This is a genomic window from Tissierella creatinophila DSM 6911 (assembly GCF_001940565.1).
GTDB lineage: Bacteria > Bacillota > Clostridia > Tissierellales > Tissierellaceae > Tissierella_A > Tissierella_A creatinophila.
Genome location: NZ_LTDM01000043.1, coordinates 34,129 through 50,442 on the forward strand (window position 1 = coordinate 34,129; position 16,314 = coordinate 50,442).

A 16,314-nucleotide genomic window follows, 5' to 3' on the forward strand; every position below is an offset into this window, starting at 1 on the left:
ATAATTTACATCTTAAATTTATCTAATACAGTTTCCATTAATGTTTCTTTTTTATTTAGCTTAGGGTCTTCTAATACCATTTCTAATAAATAATCTAATATTTCTCCTATCAGTTTTCCCTGTTTATATCCTAAGTTTACTATATCAGTTCCATTAATATCAAGTTGTTTTTTCTCAATAGGCTCATTTTCTTTTATTATATCATTTATTTCTTGTTTTCTTTTTTCTATAAAACTTATATCTCTGTTTTTACTTGTACATTTCATATCTGCCTTTTGAAGATCTAAAAGATGATAAATTCTTTCCTTACCAACACGATGAATCAGCCTTTTAAGACCTTTTTTACTATAATCATTGTGTTGAGTCATATGTTCTTTTACAAGAATTTTAACCCCTTCTATTATGCTATTGGAAGCCTTCAGCCTTCTTAATATCTTTTCTGCCATAGACACTCCTTTATCTTGATGTCCATAAAAATGTCCTACACCTTCTTCATCCAGGCTAAATGTACTAGGTTTTGCTATATCGTGAAAAAGAGCCGCAAGCCTTATATCTATAATAGCAGGAGTAGAGTCTACTACACACAGTATATGATTGAATACATCAAATTCATGATGAGGATTGTGCTGATCAAATCCTACTGTATCTATAAGTTCTGGGATTATTATATCTAATATATCTAAGCTATATAAAAGTTTTATACCATATGAAGGTTTTTTTGAAAGTAGGATTTTAAATAGCTCCACTCTAATTCTTTCTGCGCTTATCTTTTCTAAAAAGCTACTCATTTCTTTTGAAGCTTTTAAAGTTGCTTCTTCTATTTTAAATCCAAGAGTTGCACTAATCCTTACACATCTTAAAATCCTAAGATAGTCTTCTGAAAATCTTTCTCTAGGCTCACCTACTGTCCTAATAATACCACTTGTTAGGTCTTCTCTTCCACCAAATGGATCTATAAGTCCTCTTTTTTTAGAATATGCCATAGCATTTATCGTAAAATCACGTCTTTTTAAATCTTCTTTTATATCACTTGAAAAAGAAATCACACTTGGTCTTCTTCCATCTATATAATCTTCTTCTATTCTATAGGTAGTTATTTCTACATTTCCTTCGTTTTGAACTACAACTATAGTTCCAAATTCTTTTCCTACGGGTATAGTCTTAAAGTCTTTAAATACCTCTTCTATTTGTTCTGGAAGAGCATTTGTAGTTATATCGTAGTCTGAAGGTGTTTTACCAAGTAAAGTATCTCTAACGCTACCTCCTACTATAAAAGCTTCAAAGCCACGTTCTTCTAATTTATTTAAAAGAGTTTTTACATAACTAGGTATTATAAATTTCATAACTTTCCTCCAAGGTTTGATAATATTATTATAACACAATTATAAAAGTTTAATATAAAAAATGACCTTAGTTTTAAGCCTAAGGTCATTTTTATAAATTATATATAGTTTTATTTATCAATTATTCTACAAGTTTGTTTATTATATTATGCTTTATTAGTTTTATTAGTTTTATTACTTTTTATAATTATACTTAAAATCACGTATAAATTTATACTTATCCAAATTAATAATATATTATAACTATCTTCAAAAAGTGAAATAGGTATTCCATAAGAATTTAAACCCCCAATTATATTTCCTATTATAAAAAGAATATTTGATATAATGGAACTGATAGGATATGAAAATAAAATTATAAGTAGATCTTTTTTAGAGGAATTAACCATTTACAATGCACCTCCAATATAAAAATAATTTTAAAAAGTTATACTAGCATAAAACATATTAATAATCTTATTTATTTTTCTTGATTTCATCTATAATAGTTATTGTACAATAAAAAATTGTGAAAATGATACTCATACAAAAACTTATTATAATTGAAAAACTTTCATCATGAAATATTAAATCGGAAATAAAGAATACTATAAATATTGTAAATAAAAGTATATAAAAAGTAAATAATACTGATTTTAATATTTTTTTCATAAATTTATCATTATATTCTACTATTTTCTTGTCTTCGTTACTCATATACTAATCTCCTGTTACAATATATTTTATTTTATAAGACTTCTCAATTATATCCCTAATCTTTTTAATTCTTTTTATAAATCAAAGTTTCTAATTTAAGAGTTCTTTTTTATATATGCCCTTAATGCCTTAATTATTAAAAACACAATATATATACCTACTCCTAGTATAGCTAATGAGATTATTGTATTTATTATAGACATTCCTTCTGGAAATGCTGTTACCGAGATATCCATAACTTCCTCCTTTTATATAGATATTTAATAATACTTTACTTGCTTAATTCTACTTTAATTCCCCAAAATAATATGTTTTACTATCTTCTTTTTAGAACTTCTTTCCCATATTATTTATATTAATTTTAAATAAAAAACCATTCTAATTGTATATTAATATTCAATTAGAATGGTTTGCTTTAATTCTTGAAATCCCATCTTAGACTGATTGCAAGTAGGACATTTTTTATCTTTTATTCATATTTTTTAAATAATAATGATGCATTATGTCCACCAAAACCTAATGAGTTTGATAGAGCGTATTTTATATTTCTCTCTACCATTTTATTAGGTGTATAATTTAAATCACATTCTTCATCCGGGTGATCGTAGTTTGTAGTTGGAGGTATTATACCTTCCTTTAGAGCTAAAGTTGTAACTATAGCCTCTACCCCACCAGCTGCTCCTAAGAGATGTCCTGTCATTGATTTAGTTGAACTTATATTTATATCTTTTGCATGTTCTTTAAATAAGTTTTTTATCGCAATTGTTTCTAATTTATCATTAAAATATGTGCTTGTTCCATGTGCATTTATATATCCTACGTCCCTATAGTCTACATTTCCCTCTTCTAGAGCAAGACGCATAGCGTTAGTACCTCCCATGGCTTCTGGGTCAGGCTGAGTTATATGGTATGCATCTGAAGTAGAACCATATCCTACTATTTCACCATAAATGGTCGCACCTCTTTTAAGAGCATGTTCTAATTCTTCAAGAACTATTATGCCTGCTCCTTCTCCCATAATAAATCCATCTCTTTCTTTATCAAAAGGTCTAGAAGCTTTTTGGGGATTATCATTATTAGTAGATAAGGCCTTCATAGAACAAAACCCTGCTAGTCCAACAGGAGTTATAGAAGCTTCTGTACCCCCTGTTACAACCATATCCATGATTCCTTTTTCTATCATTCTAAATGATTCACCTATAGCATGAGTTGCTGATGCACATGCAGTTGTTATAGTCATTGTAGAACCTTTAAGTCCCAAATCCATAGAAACCTGAGCTGCCCCCATATTAGTTATCATCATGGGAATTAAAAGAGGGCTTACTCTCTTAGGCCCTCTTTCAAGAAGCTTTTTATGTTCTGCTTCAAAAGTTTCTAATCCTCCTATACCAGTACCTAATATTACACCTATATTGTCTCTATTTAATTTATCTAAATTTATATTTCCATCTTCTATTGCACCTCTTGCAGCTACAACTGCGTATTGAGTAAATCTATCCATACGCTTTGCTTCTTTTTTATCTAAATAATCTTCTGGATTAAAATCCTTTACTTCCGCTGCAATCTTACATGTAAAATCTGTTGTATCAAACCTAGTAATGGGTCCTACTCCAGACTTTCCAGCCTTTATAGCTTCCCAAAATTTATCTTTACCAGTACCTATAGGAGTTACACATCCAAGTCCGGTTATTACTATTCTTCTCATGATATCCTCCTTAGGAATTAAGAGATTTTCCCTTCTATATACTCTACAATATTTCCAATGTTTTTAAAGCTTTCAGCATCTTCATCTGGAATTTCTACGTCAAATTCATCTTCAAGTGCCATTATTATCTCAACAGCATCTAGTGAATCCGCATCTAAGTCTTTCATTAAAGAAGTCTCCATAGTCATTTCCTCTACATCTGCACCCAATTGTTCTCCTACTACCTCTTTTACTTTTTCAAATACCATTTTTATATTCCTCCTAGATTTCTTTATTTTAATTTTTATTGCTCACTTACATTCCCATGCCACCATTTATATTTATAACTTGCCCTGTAATATAGTCAGATTTACTACTTGCTAAAAATACTGTCAAGTTAGCAATGTCTTCTGGCTTTCCTAAATGTTTTAGTGGTATGTTTTTAAGCATTTCCATCTTTACTTCTTCCTTCAATACATCTGTCATATCTGTTTCTATAAATCCTGGTGCTATAGCATTTACTCTTATACCACGTGATGCCATCTCTTGCGCCATAGATTTTGTAAATCCAATTATACCAGCTTTTGAAGCCGAATAATTTCCTTGACCTACATTTCCACTAACTCCTACAATAGATGATATATTTATGATCTTTCCATATCTTTTTTTCATCATCTTTCTAACCACTGCTTTAGTAGTTAAAAATGTACCTTTAAGATTTATATCCATTACATCATCCCAGTCCTTTTCACTCATTCTTATAAGCAGATTATCACGAGTTATGCCTGCATTATTTACTAGGATATCTATAGTTCCAAATTCTTTTTCTACCTTTGCTACTGCTTCTACCACTTCTGACTCAACGGATACATCTACTTTTAAACCAATAGCTTTGACCCCATTTTGTTCTAATTCTTTTATAGTTGTCTTTGCCTTTTCATCATTACTACTATAGAAAAATGCTATATCTGCACCTTCCTCAGAAAGTTTTAATGCTATCTCTTTTCCAATACCACGACTTGCACCTGTTACTAATGCTATTTTCCCCTTTAAGTTCATCTACTCGCCTCCCTTTAAACTATTTATTGTTTCTTTAAAAGAGTCGATATCTTGTATATTAAAAGTTTTTAGTTCAACGTTTGAAGCTTTCGCAGTTCTTTTTATAAAGCTTGTCAAACTTTTATTAGGCCCTACTTCTATAAATGTATCTACTCCTTTTTCTATTAAGAGTTCAATTGATTGCTGGAATAATACCGAGTTACTCACCTGTTTTACCAGTTTTTTAATTATTTCATCTCTACCTTCTATAATTTTAGCATCCACATTAGAAACTATTTTCTTTTGAGGATCATTTATATTATATTTTAAAAGTTCTTTTTGTAAATTTTCTCCCGCGGTCTCTAACATACTAGAGTGAAAGGGTCCGCTTACATTTAATCGTATAGCTTTTTTTGCTCCCAAATTTTTTGCCTCTATTATAGCTTTTTCAATTGCCTCTATTTCCCCTGTTAATACTATTTGACCTGGGCAATTATAGTTTGCTACTGATAAAACACCTTCACTTTTACAAGTCTCTATTAGTATATCTATTTTTTCTGTATTTAGACCTAAAATAGCTGCCATACCACCTTTATTAGATGGAACAGCCATTTCCATAAACTTTCCTCTTTCTCTTACTATATTTACTGCATCTTTAAAGTCAAAGACACCACCTGCTACTAGAGCTGAATACTCTCCTAGACTAAGTCCTAAAGCATATTCATAATCTATACCTTCTTTTTCTAAAGCCCTTAAAATTGAAATACTAGTAGTAAGGATAGCCGGTTGAGTATTTTCGGTTTTTTGTAGTTCTTCTTCATCACTAAAAAAAATGATTCTACTTAAATCCATATTTAAAACTCTATCTGCTTCTACAAAAACTTCTTTTGATACTTGGTACTCATCGAAAAAATCTTTTCCCATTCCGACATATTGGCTTCCTTGACCGGGAAACAAAAGTGCTACTTTACTCATCCCCCGCCACCTCATTTAAAAGTGATAATCTCTTAAGAGTTTCAGAGCCCATACTTACAATATCAGCTATTATATCTTCACATGGTTTTATTTCATCTACAAGTCCTGAAATTTGACCTGCCATAAGAGAACCCTTTTCTACATCTCCCTTTTGAACACTAAGTTTTAATCTTCCTACGCTCCACTTTCCAAGTTCTTCTAGAGAGCTACCATTTTTTTCAAGTTCTAAATATTCTTTTGCAAATTTATTTTTTAGTACTCTGATAGGATGCCCAGTACTTCTCCCAGTTACTAAAGCGTCTCTATCTCCTGCTTTTATAATTTCCTCTTTAAAGTTTTGATGAACATCTGCCTCTAGGGAACATACAAATCTAGTTCCAAGTTGTACTCCTTCTGCGCCAAGGGCTAAGGCTGCTATAAATCCTCTACCATCTGCTATTCCTCCAGCTGATATAACTGGTATGCTAACTGCATCTACTACTTGAGGAACAAGTGCCATAGTAGTTATTTCACCAATATGCCCTCCAGCTTCTGTTCCCTCTACAATTATTGCGTCTACGCCTTGTCGCTCTAATCTCCTCGCTAAAGATACAGTAGGTACTACAGGTATGATTTTTACATTGTGTGCTCTTAATTTCTCGATGTATTTTCCTGGATTTCCCGCACCTGTAGTTACTACAGGAACTCCTTCTTCACAGACTATATCTACAATATCCTCAGCATATGGACTCATAAGCATTATATTTACTCCATATGGCTTATTGGTAAGTTTTTTTACTTGTCTTATTTCTTCTCTTATAATTTCCCCTGGAAGACTTCCACTTGCTATAATTCCAAGTCCACCTGCATTTGATACAGCTGCTGCAAGTGTATGTGTAGCTACCCAAGCCATACCTCCTTGAAATATTGGATATTTTATCCCAAGTAATCGTGTAATCTTCGTTTCAAACATCTTATTCCTCCTTATTCCATTTTAATACAACCCCACCCCATGTAAGGCCCGCACCAAAGGCTACTAATAATAGATTATCCCCTTTTCTGATTCTTTTTTGGTCTAATGCTTCATCTAATGCTACCGGAATAGAAGCTGCAGATGTATTTCCATACTTTTCTAAGTTTACAAACACCTTTTCTTTCTCTAAATCTAGTTTTTTAAGTGCAGCATCTATTATTCTAATATTTGCCTGATGTGGAACAAGAAGGTCTATATCTTTTGAAGTTAAACCTGCTTTTTTTAAAACATCATTGGATGCCTTTTCCATTATTCTAACAGCAAATTTAAATACTTCTCTTCCATCCATTTTTATAAAGTTTAATCCTTCTTCTACTGTTTCTAAACTAGTAGGTTTTTTAGAACCTCCAGCTGGTACTATTAGTACGTCACCTTTTGATCCATCTGAACCTAGGTCTTCAGCAAGCATTCCAAATCCATCTTCACAAGGCTCTACTATACAGGCCCCTGCCCCGTCTCCAAATAAAACACAAGTATTTCTATCTTTCCAGTTTACTATTTTAGAGAGTGTCTCTGCTCCTATAACCAATACTTTTTTATAAATACCACTTTTAACAAAACCTTTAGCTGTAGTAAGTGCATATATAAATCCTGTGCATCCAGCATTTATATCAAATGCTGCTGCGTTTGTAGCTCCTATATGTTTTTGAACCATACATGCTGTTGATGGGAAGATATAATCTGGACTAATTGTAGCAACTAATATAAGATCTATTTCTTCAGGTAAAACTTTCGCATCTTCCATAGCTCTTTGTGCTGCAATAGCTGCTATATCAGATGTAGCGATATTTTCTTCTGCAATTCTTCTTTCTTCTATACCAGTTCTATCTATTATCCACTCATTAGAAGTATCTACTATCTTTTCTAAATCACTATTTGTCATTATTTTTTCTGGAACAAAACTACCTACTCCAGTAATTCCTACTCCAAACTCAACCAAATTTTCACCTCCTGCTTTTTATAAACTTTCCTTATATATTATACACTATATAAGAAAAATATTAAAACAAATTTATTTTATATTTAATTTGCAAAAAAGACTATTTTCAATTATCATTAATATTATGAGAATAATAATATAAAACTTAAAATTAGTATATATTATTATTATAAAATAATCAATCTTATAATTTTTATAATGATGTTAAAACCATAAAGAGAGGTGAAATCATGAAAAGAGTATTAGAGATTAAAGAAATAATGGAAACTATACCACATAGATATCCTTTTTTATTTGTAGATAAAGTAGAAATATTAGAAGATGGTGTTAAGGGAATTGGATATAAAAATGTAACTATAAATGAATCCCATTTTCAAGGCCATTACCCAGGAGCACCTGTTATGCCAGGAGTTTTAATAGTTGAAACTATGGCTCAAGTTGGAGCTGTTATACTTCTTTCTCATAAAGATTTTAAGGGTAAAGTCCCTTATTTTGCAGGTATAAATAAGTTTAGATTTAAGAAAAAAGTAGTTCCTGGAGATAGTTTAAGAATTGAAGTTGAAATAACAAAATTAAGAAGATCTATAGGGATTGGGTATGGAAAGGCTTATGTAGAAGATGAAATAGCAGGTGAAGGTGAGTTTATGTTTGCAATTTCTGATAAAGAATAAGTTCTTATAAGAAATTATGATTTTAGAAAGGTGATGGTCTAATGAATCTACCTACTTTAAGTATTGGTAGTAAACAAGCAAGTGTACCTATTATACAAGGCGGAATGGGCGTAGGGGTGTCTTTATCAAGCTTAGCTTCAGCAGTTGCAAATGAGGGCGGTATAGGTATTATATCTGCCGTTCAAATAGGTTTTAAAGAAGATGATTTTGATAAAAATACTAATAAAGCTAATATCAGAGCTTTAAAAAGAGAAATCAGAAAAGCTAGAGAACTTAGTCCAAATGGTATAATCGGGGTCAATATAATGGTAGCAATAAATAATTATAGCGAAATGGTTCTTACCGCTGTAGAAGAAGGAATTGATTTAATAATTTCGGGTGCTGGTTTTCCAAAAGAATTGCCTGCGCTTGTAGAGGGAACTGATGTAAAGATAGCTCCAATAGTTTCTTCACCAAAAGCTGCCGCTGTAATAACTAAACTTTGGATGAGAAGGTATGAATATCTTCCAGATTTAATGATTGTAGAAGGACCTGATGCAGGTGGTCATTTAGGGTTTTCTTTAGATGAATTAGAAGGAGATAGCTATCCTGATTTAGAAGAAATAATAGAAGGTGTAATCGAAACTATAAAACCTTTTGAAGAGAAAAAAGGTAAAAAGATACCTATTATAGCAGCTGGTGGTATCTTTGATGGCAAGGATATAGCAAGATTTTTAAAACTTGGAGCAAGTGGAGTTCAAATGGGTACAAGATTTGTAGCAACTAATGAATGTGATGCATCGATAGAGTATAAAAATGCTTATATAAATGCCAAAAAAGAAGATATCGATTATATCTTAAGTCCAGTAGGTATGCCAGGACAGGCTATAATAAACCCATTTATGAAAAAGGTTGCTTTAGAAAGAGAAAAGGTTACTAAATGTTATAACTGTCTTACTCCTTGTAATCCTAAAACCACTCAATATTGTATTTCACAAGCGCTTATAAACTCTGTAAATGGAAATATAGACAATGGTCTTATCTTTATAGGAAAACAAGGATATAGACTAGAAAAGATAGTAAGTGTTAAAAGTTTAATAGAAGAATTAGTAGCAGAAGTAAAAAGAAGTTAAGCCTAAGGCTTAACTTCTTTTTATAAAAACATTAAAATCATCATACTACTTTCTTAGCATTCTAAAGTATTCTCGATTTTTTTAGTGTTTTTTATTCTACCAGCAATAATCATCAGGCTTACCATGAAAATTGCAACTGATATAATCAACGAAAAAATTTCAAATCCCAATATATACAATAGTAAAGCCACTAATATTTCAACCGATAGTATGATCCTTGTTTTTCTTTTATATATTTTATTTTCCATCTCATTTAAAATCTTGTTTTTATCTTCAACAGGTGCAAAAATGTATACTACTACTCCTGAGATACTAGATAAAGTTAAGAGAGAGATCTTTGTAATAGGAATAAATTTAATTAATAGCAATGAGGCTATGATTAAAGATACTGATAAAAAATAGCATCTTAATTCTGTTTTAGCATGATAGCCACCTCCATAAGTACGTAAGGGAATGTATGCTATCATAAATACAATAATTTCCCAAACCTCCTTAAATAAAAATCCAATAAACAACGTTGTCATTATATTTATTATTATCAATAAACCTTGATGCAGTCCATAAGAATAGATTTCTCTTTCTTCATCCTCTATTATCCCATTGATAACAAGATAGCTTGTCATCTTTGTGATCATATTACTCACCACTAATATTTATAAAGCTTTTCTGCACCTTTTGGTAGTTTTGGTTGGTGGAGTAGAAACAGACAAGTTGTATTTACATTTAAAGCTGTCACCATCAATGCTAAACTAGCTACAATCTTACTAATTTTAAAAGTTACTTTTTTCATTTAAATTACCTCCCATTTTTTATATTACTAAAATTATACTATTATTGACATTATATAACAAAAATATTAATTATTCAAACTTTTTTTGAAATTTATGTTCTCTATTGTAAAATTTATGTATTTATTAATTAAATCCAGTTTTTAATTAGTATGTAGTATAATATCTATACAAAATTCATTATCAGTGTAATCTATATCCATAATTCCATTATATTTTTTTAATATACTTTTAACATTGCTTAACCCTATTCCATGACTCTTTCTATCTTTTTTAGATGTTAGAATCTTACCTTTTTCATAAAGGATTGATCCGTTAAAAGTGTTTTTTATATTGATAAATATTATTTCTTTTTCGTATATTATTATAATATCTATTTTCTTATTATTTTCAACTTTGGATGTAGCTTCTATTGCATTATCTAATAAATTACCTAGAATCACTACAATATCAAAAGATGAAATATTTATATCACTCGGGATTTTAATTTCTAACGATACACAAATATCTTTTTTACTTGCTTCGTATAACTTATAGTTTAAAATATTATCTATATCTATGTTACCAGAATTAGAAAACTCTTTTATAGTTTTTATTGTATAGTTATTTTTAATCATCTCATCTATATACATACATGCTTTTTGGCATTCTTCAATCTGTATATATCCTCTTATGATAGATAAATGATTTCTCAAATCATGATTAAATGATTTCGCATTTTTATTGTTAGTATCCATGATTTCTAATTGATCTTTGTAGTATTTATTTTGTTCTTTTAAAATTGTCCTTTCAATCATCTGTTCAAATACTTTATTTAAAACATTATATAGATGAAATACAAATATATTTATAGTAAATAATATAAGCATACTAGCTATAATACTGTATGCATTATAGTCAAATTCTTGTAAAAAAGCTATAATAATATATAAGCTTCCCAAAGGAATAAAGCATATTGATATCCAATAAATATTGGGAATATTAATTCCTCTTTTCATATCATTATAATTGCCTATAAGTAGTACAAATATATATGAAATTATATTTACACTTATCATTCCTATTATAGAAGTGTTTCTACTGTTTACACTAGAAATAGATTTATATCCATGCACTAATATTACCGCTACAATGCTCTCTATTACCATTAAAGTTAGATATATAAAGATTAAGGAAAAGATTCTATTTTTCATCGAGGATTTATAGTTAAATGTCAGTGCAAAAAATAAAATTATATTAACTACAAGGTTTACAATGGGAATATTTACTGTTAAATATATTAAGCTTACTATTATAAAATAGATTGAATAAGAAAGAAATTCTATTCTTTTATTTACTTTACTTCTATCAAAAAATATCGCCATAAATTTACATATTATATATGTACTAAACATATTACTTATGAGATATGCGAAATCATATGTATTTAATGTCATATTAATTCACCTCCTACTCTCTATATATATTTATATTTTATCATAAAAACTATCTATAAGTATTCTTAGCTCAATATAAAATTAACTAACCCCTCCTAAGCACATTTGCTATAGAAGGGGTTTGCGTTAATGTAGACTTGTTTAAAAGTCAAACAATATACTCAACTGCCCTTTTTATATTCTTTTACCTTTTCTTCACCTCTTAAAACTCTTAATACTCCTTCATTTAATGCTTTTAATTCATCTTCTCCAGGAAAAACTACTACTTCCCCTAAAAAAGATACTCTTTCCTTTATATATGAAACGAAAATTTCATCATAAGATATCCCCCCTGTTAGGATAATAGCATCTATTTTTCCATTTAATACTGTGGCTAACGCACCTATTTCTTTAGAGACTTGGTAGGCCATAGCTCTATATATAAGCCTTGCATTCTCATCCCCTGCTTTTATCATTTTAACAACTTCTCTAGCATCATTTGTACCGAGATAGGAAACTAATCCTCCAAAACCAACTATCATCTTTTCAATTTCTTTTCGGGTTTTTTTCCCTGAAAAACATAGTTCAATTACATCTCCTACAGGAAGTCCTCCAGTTCTTTCTGGCGAAAATGACCCTTCTCCATCTAGTGCGTTTGATACATCTATAACTCTACCATTTTTATGTGCGCCTACAGATATTCCTCCACCTAGATGGGCTACTATCAAATTTAAATCTTCATAAGCTTTGTTTTTAAGCTTTGCATATTTTCTAGCTTCAGCTTTTTGATTTAGTGCATGAAATAGGCTCCTTCTCTCTATACCATAAAGTCCGGAGATTCTAGCTATATCCTCTAGTTCATCTACCGATACAGGATCTACTATAAATGCCTCTTTCTTAAATTCATTTGCCAATTCATAGGCTAATATTCCTCCTAAATTAGATGCGTGTTCTCCTGATATTCCATTTTTTAAATCTTCAAGTATTGCTTCATTTACTAAATAGGTACCACCTTCTAGTGGTCTTAATAGTCCTCCTCTACCTACTACTGCATCTATGTTTTTTAATTTCACATTATGTTTTTCTAAATCTTCTAAAATCAACTTTTTTCTAAAACTATACTGATCACATATATTATTAAATTCTTTTAAGTCTTCTACATCATGTCTTAAAGAGTCTTTAAATAAGAGATTATCATCTTCAAATACCGCTATTTTTGTAGAAGTTGAACCAGGGTTTATGGCAAGAATAGTTATCATTTTTTTCCCCCTTATATTTTATAATTTTAGTTTACCATCAGTGTTGCAAGTACTATAGAATTAAGCTTAGCTAATTCACTATCAGCTCTTGATGTTAAGATAATAGGTGCCTTTGTTCCTATTATTATTCCCGCAGACTGGGCACCTCCTAAAAATGTTAAAGATTTATAAAGAATATTTCCAGCTTCTATATCAGGTGCTAAGAGTATATCAGCATCTCCTGCTACTTCACTTTCAATGCCCTTTATCTTAGCTGATTTCTTACTAACTGCATTGTCTAGAGCAAATGGACCATCTACAATGCAATCCTTTATTTCACCATTTTTATTCATTTGGGCTAGCTTGCCTGCATGAACTGTCGCCTCCATTTTATTGGATATCTTTTCTTTTGCAGCTAGTATGGCAACTTTAGGATTTTTTATATTTAAATATTTCAAAAAATCTACCGCGTTTTCTATTATCTGTTTCTTTTGTTCAAGATTTGGTGCTATATTCATAGCCGCATCAGTTAAAAAAAACATCTTATGATAGGAAGCTATCTCAAAAATTGCAATATGACTTATAAGTTTTTCAGTTCTAAGTCCAATTTCTTTATCAAGTACCTGTTTCATAATTATAGAGGTATTTATAAGTCCTTTCATAAGGATATTAGCTTTTCCAGTGCTTACAAGTTTAGTAGCATATCTTGTTGCAAGTATCTTATCTTTTTGGTCTATTATTTCTACATTTTCTAAATCAAGATCAATCTCTTTAGCTATATTTTTTATTAGTTCTTGATCTCCTACTAAAATTGGATCTATAATCTTTTCATCTAATGCCATTTTAATAGAAAGTAATACATCTATATCTCCAGCCCCTGCCACTGCGACCTTTTTAGGAGATCGAGCCTTTGCAAGAGCCACTAAAGCTTCAAAGTGTTTAACCATATTTACACCTCATTTATTATTTTACTCTACATTTTACTTTTACCCTAATTCTAGTATAATATTTACCATTTTATTGAAATCGTTTTCAAATGCAATAAATTTATGCGTCTAATTAAAACTAGACGCATAAATTTATTCTTCTATTTTGGGTGCAATTTCTTTTGGTTCAATTTCTTTGGGTGCAACTTCTTCTAACTCAATATCTGTCCGAGTTGGATCTATAGATTTAATAGTAATACCCTGTATATCTTCTATCTTTAAATCTATTTTATTTATTCCCTTTAAGAAATCTTTTAAATCTAAATATAATTTCACATTATCTTTAGAAATATTGTTAAATATAGATTTTGGACCTTTTAAAATTACTTTTACCTCTGAAGGCAATGTTTCTTTTTTCACCTTAAGATTTTCACCTAAATTCTTAATACTTATTTCATCTGATGAAAATATATATTCTTTTTCTACAATCTCTTCTACACTATAGCTTATACTGATCTTTTGTTTTGGATCTACAAGTTTTACTCCTTCAGGAAGTGCAAGTTCTATATCCATTGATGTTTGACCTATAAGTGTATTTATATCTATAGCCTTGGTTTTTATTTTCTTAAGTTTTGAAAAATCACCACTACCCTTAACCATTACTGTAGATGGATAAATTTTTATGTCATTTATATTTATATTTTCTGGTAATTCATTTATAGTTTCAAGCTCTATAGGTAGTTTCATCGCTTTAGATATATCTATAGAAATGTCAACTATACCTGGATCTTTTTCTATTCCTCTTACTTCATCACCCTTATCATTTAAAAGTTGTACAGGTACACTCATACCAGCTGAACTCGTTCTATTTGTAAGGTCTACAACAGCTCTGGCCTCTGATACTTCATTTACCCAAGTTCTAGGTCCTCTTATCATTATATTTTGAGGCTTTTTATTTATCTCTTCTAAAATATATCCCTCGGGAACTTCCCCTACTGTTTGTATATTTACACTTACTTCTTTTGATATAACTTTATCAATTTTAAATAATATTTCACGAGGCTCATGATTTACTATTTTTACATCATATGCAGTATTTAAAAGTTTAACATTTACAGAAACTTTCATCTCCCCTTCAGAATATCCTTCTAAATCTGCTTCAGCTATTATATTTGCTGAGGTAAATCTATCCATATCAGATTTTTTTCCAGTAACAGTTACATCTATAGTAGCTATCTTTGGATCCATTACTACAAGACCTTGCCTGTCTAAAGATGATATATTTGTAAGTCTTACATTTACATCTTTATAATCAGTTTTTATTATTGGATTTACTTCGCTCATTACATAACTCCATAAAAAGATTGAGATTAGAAGAGCAAAGACTTTAGCTGTCCAATTATTTTTTACTTTGCTCATTTTTACCCCTCCATCTATTTAAAAAGTTGATTGAATCTGTGTCTGGTTTATACATATCAAGAAGTATTTGTCTAAGTGTTTGTATATCTAAATATCTAGAGATACTACCATTTTGCGCAGTAGAAATGCCGCCTGTCTCTTCAGATACTACAATAGATATGCTATCAGACCTTTCAGATATCCCAAGTGCTGCTCTATGTCTTGTACCGAGTTCTTTGCTTAATGTATTGTTTTCAGTTAGGGGTAAAAAACATGCCGCTGCCTTTATCTTATCTTCTTTTATTATAACTGCTCCATCATGAAGAGGAGTATTGGGTATAAATATATTTATAAGAAGATCACTCGATACAAAACCCTCTATAATAGTTCCAGTATCTGCAACTTCATTTAAGCCAGTGTGTTTCTCCAAAACTATAAGAGCGCCTATCTTTTGACGAGACAAAGATGCCACAGCTTCTATTATCTCTTCTACAACTTCAGAAATGCTCTCTCCTCTAATTTCAATCAATGATTTTGTAAATAAACTACTTCTACCTAAATACTCAAGTCCGCGACGAAGTTCTGGTTGAAATACTACTAATATGGCTATAGCCCCTAGTGTCATGGCATTATTAAGTATCCAGTTTATGGTAAAAAGCTGCATCCATTCGCTTATCTTTGTCAGTACAAGTAAAAATATTATTCCCTTTATAAGCTGTTCAGCCCTTGTTTCCTTTATAAGGGTAAATAATTTATAAAATATAATAGCTACAACTACAATATCAATTACATCTCTCATACGAAGATTTGTTAATACATTTGTTATATATTCCAATAGCATCACGCCTTTATGATATTTTTCTTCTTATATTCTATTATATATGAAAAAAGATATAAATAAAACAATATTTCCCGAAATATTGTTTTATTTACTATCTATTCATAATTTAATGTTTCCATACTATCTTCTTGTGATTTTTTTATTCTGTTTTTAACGCTATCACTGATTTTAATTTCTAGTTTCCCATCTAAAACATCATTTGTAGAAAGTATCCTAAATTTTTCTTTGCCTTCTTCA

At 30.2% G+C, this 16,314-nt stretch carries 18 protein-coding genes; 2 read left to right on the plus strand and 16 right to left on the minus strand.

All coding sequences use genetic code 11. The features are described from left to right. Positions 1-5 precede the first annotated feature (5 nt). The 9 genes from TICRE_RS09295 to TICRE_RS09335 all read right to left on the minus strand — a co-directional run bounded on the left by TICRE_RS09295 (position 6) and on the right by TICRE_RS09335 (position 7,688). Positions 6-1,343: a CCA tRNA nucleotidyltransferase gene (locus TICRE_RS09295; RefSeq protein ID WP_075727393.1), complete on the minus strand. Its 1,338-nt coding sequence runs from the start codon at positions 1,341-1,343 to the stop codon at positions 6-8. Between the two features lie 456 nt (positions 1,344-1,799). Then, positions 1,800-2,039, minus strand: coding sequence for a hypothetical protein (locus TICRE_RS09305; protein ID WP_075727397.1), 240 nt, complete (start codon positions 2,037-2,039; stop codon positions 1,800-1,802). Between the two features lie 95 nt (positions 2,040-2,134). Continuing rightward, positions 2,135-2,275 carry a hypothetical protein gene (locus tag TICRE_RS13295; RefSeq protein ID WP_158016517.1) on the minus strand — a complete coding sequence of 47 codons (141 nt, stop codon included), beginning with the start codon at positions 2,273-2,275 and terminating at the stop codon, positions 2,135-2,137. Between the two features lie 233 nt (positions 2,276-2,508). Further along, positions 2,509-3,744 carry a beta-ketoacyl-ACP synthase II gene (gene fabF, locus TICRE_RS09310; RefSeq protein WP_075727399.1) on the minus strand — a complete coding sequence of 412 codons (1,236 nt, stop codon included), beginning with the start codon at positions 3,742-3,744 and terminating at the stop codon, positions 2,509-2,511. A gap of 17 nt (positions 3,745-3,761) precedes the next feature. Beyond that, complete coding sequence (acpP, locus tag TICRE_RS09315; protein ID WP_075727401.1) at positions 3,762-3,992, minus strand: acyl carrier protein; 231 nt, start codon at positions 3,990-3,992, stop codon at positions 3,762-3,764. A 46-nt stretch (positions 3,993-4,038) separates the two neighbouring features. Next, the gene (gene fabG / locus TICRE_RS09320) at positions 4,039-4,782 is read right to left on the minus strand and encodes a 3-oxoacyl-[acyl-carrier-protein] reductase (protein WP_075727403.1); all 744 of its coding nucleotides are present in this window, start codon (positions 4,780-4,782) and stop codon (positions 4,039-4,041) included. Then, positions 4,783-5,736 (minus strand): ACP S-malonyltransferase, encoded by a 954-nt coding sequence (gene fabD / locus TICRE_RS09325; protein ID WP_075727405.1) that lies wholly within the window; start codon positions 5,734-5,736, stop codon positions 4,783-4,785. It abuts the gene before it with no gap. After that, positions 5,729-6,688 (minus strand): enoyl-[acyl-carrier-protein] reductase FabK, encoded by a 960-nt coding sequence (gene fabK / locus TICRE_RS09330; protein WP_075727407.1) that lies wholly within the window; start codon positions 6,686-6,688, stop codon positions 5,729-5,731. The genes fabD and fabK overlap by 8 nt, the downstream gene beginning before the upstream one ends. 1 nt (position 6,689) lies before the next feature. Further along, positions 6,690-7,688, minus strand: coding sequence for a beta-ketoacyl-ACP synthase III (locus tag TICRE_RS09335; RefSeq protein ID WP_075727409.1), 999 nt, complete (start codon positions 7,686-7,688; stop codon positions 6,690-6,692). 230 nt (positions 7,689-7,918) lie between these two features. Between TICRE_RS09335 and fabZ the strand changes: the two genes are divergently transcribed. Both fabZ and TICRE_RS09345 read left to right on the plus strand, forming a co-directional pair. After that, positions 7,919-8,359 carry a 3-hydroxyacyl-ACP dehydratase FabZ gene (gene fabZ, locus TICRE_RS09340; RefSeq protein WP_075727411.1) on the plus strand — a complete coding sequence of 147 codons (441 nt, stop codon included), beginning with the start codon at positions 7,919-7,921 and terminating at the stop codon, positions 8,357-8,359. A 41-nt stretch (positions 8,360-8,400) separates the two neighbouring features. After that, complete coding sequence (locus tag TICRE_RS09345; RefSeq protein ID WP_075727413.1) at positions 8,401-9,471, plus strand: NAD(P)H-dependent flavin oxidoreductase; 1,071 nt, start codon at positions 8,401-8,403, stop codon at positions 9,469-9,471. 53 nt (positions 9,472-9,524) lie between these two features. Here TICRE_RS09345 and TICRE_RS09350 read toward each other — a convergent pair whose 3' ends face one another. The 7 genes from TICRE_RS09350 to cdaA form a co-directional block, all read right to left on the minus strand. Continuing rightward, positions 9,525-10,106, minus strand: a complete 582-nt coding sequence (locus TICRE_RS09350) for an accessory gene regulator ArgB-like protein (RefSeq protein ID WP_075727415.1) — start codon at positions 10,104-10,106, stop codon at positions 9,525-9,527. A gap of 11 nt (positions 10,107-10,117) precedes the next feature. Next, positions 10,118-10,261, minus strand: a complete 144-nt coding sequence (locus tag TICRE_RS09355) for a cyclic lactone autoinducer peptide (RefSeq protein ID WP_075727417.1) — start codon at positions 10,259-10,261, stop codon at positions 10,118-10,120. 141 nt (positions 10,262-10,402) lie between these two features. After that, positions 10,403-11,695 carry a sensor histidine kinase gene (locus tag TICRE_RS09360; RefSeq protein ID WP_075727419.1) on the minus strand — a complete coding sequence of 431 codons (1,293 nt, stop codon included), beginning with the start codon at positions 11,693-11,695 and terminating at the stop codon, positions 10,403-10,405. A gap of 161 nt (positions 11,696-11,856) precedes the next feature. Beyond that, on the minus strand, positions 11,857-12,933 hold the full coding sequence (gene buk, locus TICRE_RS09365) for a butyrate kinase (RefSeq protein WP_075727421.1): 1,077 nt from the start codon (positions 12,931-12,933) through the stop codon (positions 11,857-11,859). Positions 12,934-12,959: 26 nt separating this feature from the next. Next, positions 12,960-13,859, minus strand: coding sequence for a phosphate butyryltransferase (locus TICRE_RS09370; protein ID WP_075727423.1), 900 nt, complete (start codon positions 13,857-13,859; stop codon positions 12,960-12,962). Positions 13,860-13,991: 132 nt separating this feature from the next. After that, positions 13,992-15,257, minus strand: a complete 1,266-nt coding sequence (locus tag TICRE_RS09375; protein WP_075727425.1) for a CdaR family protein — start codon at positions 15,255-15,257, stop codon at positions 13,992-13,994. Further along, complete coding sequence (gene cdaA / locus TICRE_RS09380; RefSeq protein ID WP_408645652.1) at positions 15,238-16,071, minus strand: diadenylate cyclase CdaA; 834 nt, start codon at positions 16,069-16,071, stop codon at positions 15,238-15,240. Before cdaA ends, TICRE_RS09375 begins: the two co-directional genes overlap by 20 nt. Positions 16,072-16,314: the final 243 nt, after the last annotated feature.